At 38.1% G+C, this 6,563-nt stretch carries 4 protein-coding genes; 3 read left to right on the forward strand and 1 reads right to left on the reverse strand.

Annotated elements, in window-relative coordinates; all coding sequences use genetic code 11:
• Window positions 1–109: 109 nt before the first annotated feature.
• Window positions 110–1,834, reverse strand: a complete 1,725-nt coding sequence (locus CK510_RS24020) for an RluA family pseudouridine synthase (protein ID WP_095724075.1) — start codon at window positions 1,832–1,834, stop codon at window positions 110–112.
• Between the two features lie 27 nt (window positions 1,835–1,861).
• Between CK510_RS24020 and CK510_RS24025 the strand changes: the two genes are divergently transcribed.
• From CK510_RS24025 to argJ, 3 genes are all read left to right on the forward strand, one after another.
• Window positions 1,862–2,542 (forward strand): hypothetical protein, encoded by a 681-nt coding sequence (locus CK510_RS24025; protein WP_095724076.1) that lies wholly within the window; start codon window positions 1,862–1,864, stop codon window positions 2,540–2,542.
• 426 nt (window positions 2,543–2,968) lie between these two features.
• Window positions 2,969–4,444 carry an Asp-tRNA(Asn)/Glu-tRNA(Gln) amidotransferase subunit GatB gene (gene gatB, locus CK510_RS24030; RefSeq protein WP_095724077.1) on the forward strand — a complete coding sequence of 492 codons (1,476 nt, stop codon included), beginning with the start codon at window positions 2,969–2,971 and terminating at the stop codon, window positions 4,442–4,444.
• A gap of 772 nt (window positions 4,445–5,216) precedes the next feature.
• The gene (gene argJ / locus CK510_RS24035) at window positions 5,217–6,530 is read left to right on the forward strand and encodes a bifunctional ornithine acetyltransferase/N-acetylglutamate synthase (RefSeq protein ID WP_095724078.1); all 1,314 of its coding nucleotides are present in this window, start codon (window positions 5,217–5,219) and stop codon (window positions 6,528–6,530) included.
• Window positions 6,531–6,563 lie beyond the last annotated feature (33 nt).

Raw genomic sequence — 6,563 nt, forward strand, 5'->3', positions numbered from 1 at the left:
TTTTTTAACCCATATAATAGTCCCATAAAACAACCCACTTTATTTAATTCACCGGAAAAATTTTACAAAAAAATACAATAACATTGAATTCAACTAACTTTCTATTGAATTAAAATGGTGTTTTTACAATTAGTTTAAGTATTTCGCCAGAGATTGGATGTTTAAAAATTAACTCTTTTGCGTGTAAGTGTAAACGACTTACATCTTCGTTACATCCATATAATTTATCACCCAAAATAGGCATGTTCAAACCCATTTCATCTGCTGAATGTACTCTTAGTTGATGGGTTCTTCCAGTGATTGGTTTAAACTCAATACGAGTATGATTTTTTTGGATTTCTAATTTTTGTCTTTCCAAAACTTGAAAATACGTGATACTAGGTTTTCCATGTATAAAATTTACTTCTTGGGATGGACGATTTTCTGGATTTCCCCATAATGGTAATTCAATGACATCTTGCTGAGTTTCTAGCAAACCAGAAAGTATAGCTTCGTAAATTTTTTGAACCTGTCTTTGTTGAAATTGCTGACTAATTTGACGATAAATATCGAGATTATGAGCTAATAGCAAAATACCGGAAGTTTCTCGATCTAATCGATGTATTGCCATTAAATTTATCCCATCTGGGATTAAATTTCGTAAACGACTAAGAACGCTATCTTGAGTATCACGATATCTACCAGGAACAGAAAGCAATCCTGGGGGTTTATTAATAGCAATTAAATATTCATCTTGGTAAATTATCGGAAGTTGATAATTGACATTACGTATTGGGTATTGGATATTTTTTCCTTTGTTTACTTGTCTTTTATTTACTTCTTTATCTCCTTCAATTCCTGATAATAAAAATCCCATAATTGGTTGACAGCGTTCTCCACATGCACCATAAAAATGTCCAGATATTTTATCCCGATTTACAGAGGAATCCCCCCACCAAAATTCAGCCATTGCTAAAGGTTTAAAACCATTTTTCGCAGCATAATGTAATAATTTTGGGGCACAGCAATCACCTGTTCCTGTTGGTAAGCCAAGGGGCATTAATTGACGTAATGTTAGTGAAGTTCCTAAAAAGTTTGTCAGGGAATATGTCGCGTGCATTTGTGCTTGAAGTTGTCGAGAAAGCTCTTTTCGGGATTGTTTTAATTCTAAAATATTCTTGTCTATAACTTCTATTATTTGTTTGATTGGGTGTAATTGTCGATTAATTTCCTGCTTTAGTAATTTGTATTCAATTCCATCTTGACGACTTTCTGCATTGAGTTGTTCGAGCGCTAATCCAAGTGTTTCTTCTGTTAGGGTTGTAGTAAGTATTTGTCGTTGTTGGTGTCGTTGTTGTTTGCGATGTTGGTGAAGTTGCTTGAGGTTCTGCGATCGCACTTCCAATTCTAGCGCTATAGTTTGATATTGTTCCCGTTCTGGTATTTGTTGGAGAGCAATTATTTCCTGTTTGATTTCCTCTAATTTGAGTAAGGTAGAATGTTCATTTAACTTTACTTTATCTCGTCCAGAAATAGATGGAACCCAACCATCAACATGACTGTTGCCATTTAGTAAACCCGAAAATGCTTTGAGTATTCTTTGCTCACCATCTGGTAATTCAACTATTAATATTCCATACATTTTATCTTCATGAGCATATTGTTCATTACTAGCTAGATATTCCATGAGTCCATGTGCAATATTTTCTGCAAGGTTAGTACGTGGAAGTTGCAGAAGCTCACCAGTTAGAGGACAGTATCCTTGATAGTAATAATTGGGCTTGGTATTTACTTTAGATTGATTAATGGCATAATTGTGATCGAGAAAATCTGAAAGTTCGTGTAAAAGTTTCATCTTCACAAAAAAAGTTGGACAAATAAAATGGACAAAATTAAAGAGGCAATCAAAATCTATGCTGCTAACTTCACTTTATTTATCTTAATCGTTCTCTCTGTGAGGTTCCCAGTAAATATACTGACTGAAATTATAGTTTCTAACTTACCTAAATCAACAGATGTACTCATACAAACAGCAAATGAAATTAGAGCTAATAACTTACTTAGTGCAATTTTTGACCCGATTTATGTAAGTGCAATTGTTTATTGTGTATGGCAAATTAAACGAGGTGGAGCTTTTAACTATAATAATGCCATGTCTGTTGGTATTCAAAATTGGGGAAAGTTGTTTACAGTAAATTTGGTAGCTGGAATATTTATTATCTTGGGTTTCATCGCTTTTATAATACCTGGAATTCTATTAGCTATGCGGTATTCTTTGAGTACATCTATTGTAATTGTTGAAGGAAGTGGAAACAGTTCGGTAGTTTTAAAACGCAGTGCTGAATTAACCGAAGGAAGACGAGGAGAAATCGCTTGGGTTACTTTTTTACTGACTATTCTCTTATTCGTACTCGCATTTATAATCGCCATCCCTTTTACTTTTTCAGACAGTATTATAAGTAATGTAATATCCGCATCTATAATTGATTTGATTCTCCCTATATTTCCGATCACACTGTTTTTGTTCTATTGGCAAGCACAACAAAAACAAGATACCCTCTAACCACTCTGTACTTTTACCTCCATACAAAATCTCAAATAAAGACTCTGCGTAACTACCCTTCGGGTAGTTTCACTTCGCTCTTATATCCGCTAACCTCCCATAGTTTTACAGAATACCGCAAACAACTCTCCGCGTTTCTCTGCATTTCAAAGTCAATTTCTAGGCTGTTTTTAGTATAAGACCTCAGATATACTAAAAAGGGCTTGGAGTTTGCCTTTTAAACGCAGAGGTTCGCAGAGAGTAGTTTGCGGGAGATTATTCTTCCGCAAAACTACGGAAGTAAAGCGCAAAGTTTCGCAGAGAATATTTGTAATTTTGAGCTTATGAAAATATCGAAGAAGAAAAGAAGAGTATATTTTGCGGATGATGTGACTGAAAAACTATTACAATACTATCCTGAGCGAGAATAAGGCTAATTATAATTTTATGACTTCTGCTACCACTGTAAAAACTGAGTACGAGGCAATTATTGGGCTAGAAACCCACTGTCAACTCAGTACCAAGACAAAAATTTTCTCAGATAGTTCTACCGCATTTGGTGCTGACCCTAATACTAACATTGACCCTGTTTGTATGGGAATGCCTGGGGTTTTACCCGTTCTCAACCAAAAGGTTTTGGAATATGCAGTAAAAACTGGGTTAGCGTTGAACTGTGAAATCGCCAAATATAGTAAATTCGATCGCAAGCAATATTTTTATCCCGACTTACCCAAAAATTATCAAATTTCCCAATACGATTTACCAATTGCTGAACATGGTTGGTTAGAAATTGAACTGATTGATAAAGATGGTAATCCGATTCGCAAAAGGATCGGTATTACCCGTTTGCATATGGAAGAAGATGCGGGAAAATTAGTCCATGCGGGGAGCGATCGCATTTCTGGTTCTACTTATTCTCTGGTAGACTATAACCGTGCTGGTATTCCTTTGGTGGAAATTGTCTCTGAACCTGATTTACGTTCTGGGCAAGAAGCTGCGGAATATGCTCAAGAAATACGGCGAATTGTTCGTTACTTGGGTGTGAGTGATGGTAACATGCAAGAAGGTTCCCTACGGTGCGACGTAAATATTTCTGTACGTCCTGTAGGAAGAGAGAAATTTGGGACAAAAGTCGAAATTAAAAACATGAACTCGTTCAATGCGATCCAAAGAGCGATTGAATACGAGATTGAGCGTCAAATTGCTGCTGTGGAAGCAGGGGACGAAATTTTCCAAGAGACAAGACTCTGGGAAGAAGGTTCGCAACGTACTATTAGTATGCGGAAAAAAGAAGGTTCTAGCGATTATCGCTACTTCCCCGAACCCGATTTGGGTCCAATTGAAGTTACCCAAGAACAACTTACCACCTGGAAGAGCCATTTACCTGAACTCCCCGCAAAGAAACGTCATCACTATGAGGCAGAACTAGGGCTTTCTCCCTATGATGCCAGAATTTTAACCGAAGAACGTGCTACCGCAGAATATTTTGAAACCGCGATCGCATGTGGAGCAAATCCGAAAGCTGCAACAAATTGGATTACTCAAGATATTGCTGCTTACCTCAACAAACAAAAGCTTAACATTACCGAGATTGGTTTAACTCCCCAAAATCTTGCCGAGCTAATTACCAGGATCGAAAGTGGGAAAATTGGGAATGCGATCGCGAAAGAAAAGTTACCCGATTTACTCAATGGTGTAACTCCTGAAAAAGCTTTCGCTGGTAAGGAACTTATTTCCGATCCTACCATCCTTGAATCCATCATTGATGAAGTCATCGCCGCAAACCAAAAAGAATACGAAAAATATAAAGCTGGTAATATCAACCTCAAAGGCTTTTTTGTTGGACAAGTTCTCAAAAAAACCAACAAACTCGCTGAACCTCGTCTGACTAACGAACTGGTTGAGAAAAAACTCAATTCTTAGTACAAAAAGTCAGAAGGCAGAAGTCAGAAGGCAGAAGGCAGAAGTCAGAAGGCAGGATAAAGCTGATTTAGCGAGCTTTTCAGGTGCTTTAAAAGCAAATACTAGCATTTACTGATACTAAGTAAAGCCTTTAAAGCATCTTCACAAAATCTTTACTAAAAAAGATTTACTTAGGGGTAGCGCCCCTCACCCCTATAGTGGTATCTTATGTTAAGTAGATGCACCCTGATGATTCGGAGAGTTACGTAAGTAGCTCTCTTTTTATTTGCAATTATTTTGTCTGTGAATATTATTCGAGACTATTTACTAGCAAACCACAAAATTACCCACAAGTGGAATTACCGAATTACAATCCCGATAAAAAGCTTCTTTATAAATTCTTTACGAGAAATTGTATTGAGGGGTATTGCACCTCATCCCCAAAATGCTATTATCCGTTAAGTAGATGCACCCTGATGATCCGGAGAGTTACGTAAGTGACTCTCTTTTTTTATGCTTATTTTTCTTTTGTATATGAAAAAACAATTTAATAAAATCTTTTGCTAATGTTTTAGGGGGTAATGCACCACATCCCTAAAATCATGTATTATGTTAGTAGATGCACCCTGATGATCTGGAGAGCTACCCAAGTGGCTCTCTCTTTTTTTTTGAGTATTTGTTAATAAAAAAATACGCAAGAAAAAATAAACAACAAAAGACATTAACAAGATACCACTAAGTGGTTACATGAAATTGGTATAATCGCCAGTCAAGTCATAAATGCGGGAGAGTCATGGCAGACTGGCGGGAAATAACTGGTGGAATTACAGCACCGAGAGGTTACAAAGCAGCAGGAATCAAGGCTGGACTAAAACCTTCGGGATTACCGGATTTAGCTTTAATAGTTTCCGATGTCGATGCGATCGCGGCAGGGGTATTTACAACAAGTTACGTAAAAGCCGCTTGTGTGGATTATTGTAAAGAAAGATTGCAGTTAAAACAAAGTTGTCGAGCGATTCTGTGTAATGCTGGACAAGCGAATGCCGCAACCGGAGAACAGGGAATGGCAGATGCCCTCGAAAGTGCGGAATTATTAGCAAAAGAATTAAATATTTCACCAGAATTAATCCTCATAGCATCCACAGGAGTAATTGGACAGAGGATTAAAATGGATGGAATGCGAAGCGGAATCCCGAAAGTTGTCAAAGCACTTACAGAAACTGGTTCAGAAGCAGCAGCAGGGGCAATTATTACCACCGATTTAGTCACAAAAGCGATCGCATTAGAAACAAATATCGGGGATAGAACTGTCAGGATTGGGGGAATTGCTAAAGGTTCGGGGATGATTCATCCGAATATGGCAACAATGCTAGGTTTTGTTACTTGCGACGCTGCCGTTTCGCCACATCTATGGCAGCAAATGCTCTCCCGTGCAGCCGATAGAAGCTTTAACTCGATTACCGTCGATGGTGATACTAGTACCAACGATAGCTTAATTGCCCTGGCAAATGGGGAATCTCGCACCCCAGCGATTACCGAAATGGGAGCAGAAGCGGAGAAACTAGAGGCAATGTTGACGGCTGTTTGTCAGCATTTAGCAAAGTCGATTGCCCGTGATGGAGAAGGAGCAACTTGTTTAATCGAAGTTCAAGTGACAGGAGCAGTTGACGAACACGCAGCCCGTCAAGTAGCAAAAACTATTGTCGGTTCATCCCTAGTTAAATCTGCTATATTCGGTCATGACCCTAATTGGGGAAGGATTGCGGCGGCGGCTGGACGTGCAGGAGTTGGGTTTGAGCAAGAGAATTTACGTATACAGCTTGGTGATTTTTTATTAATGGAAAATGGTCAACCGTTGCAATTCGATCGCGCTGGGGCAAGTGGGTATTTAAAGCAAATTGCGGCAAATTCTTCATTACCAGGGAATCTTACTGCCAGCAACATGAGTAATGATTTAGATATTGATAGAAATACAGTACCCCAGCAGCGAGTTGATAACCCCGTAATCATTCGAGTGAATTTAGGAAACGGACATGGTTCTGGGCAAGCTTGGGGTTGTGATTTGAGCTACGATTACGTGAAAATTAACGCTGAATATACTACTTAGAAAAGGTTGATTGTTAATAAAATAAAATTACCC

The sequence above is a fragment of the Brunnivagina elsteri CCALA 953 genome, from assembly GCF_002289455.1.
Taxonomy (GTDB): Bacteria; Cyanobacteriota; Cyanobacteriia; order Cyanobacteriales; family Nostocaceae; genus Brunnivagina; species Brunnivagina elsteri.

What these genes read in the sequence shown, in the direction of transcription:
- CK510_RS24020 (WP_095724075.1), bottom strand. Translation starts at nt 1,834, where the DNA reads ATGAAACTTTTACACGAACTTTCAGATTTTCTCGATCACAATTATGCC.
- CK510_RS24025 (WP_095724076.1), top strand. Translation starts at nt 1,862, where the DNA reads ATGGACAAAATTAAAGAGGCAATCAAAATCTATGCTGCTAACTTCACT.
- gatB (WP_095724077.1), top strand. Translation starts at nt 2,969, where the DNA reads ATGACTTCTGCTACCACTGTAAAAACTGAGTACGAGGCAATTATTGGG.
- argJ (WP_095724078.1), top strand. Translation starts at nt 5,217, where the DNA reads ATGGCAGACTGGCGGGAAATAACTGGTGGAATTACAGCACCGAGAGGT.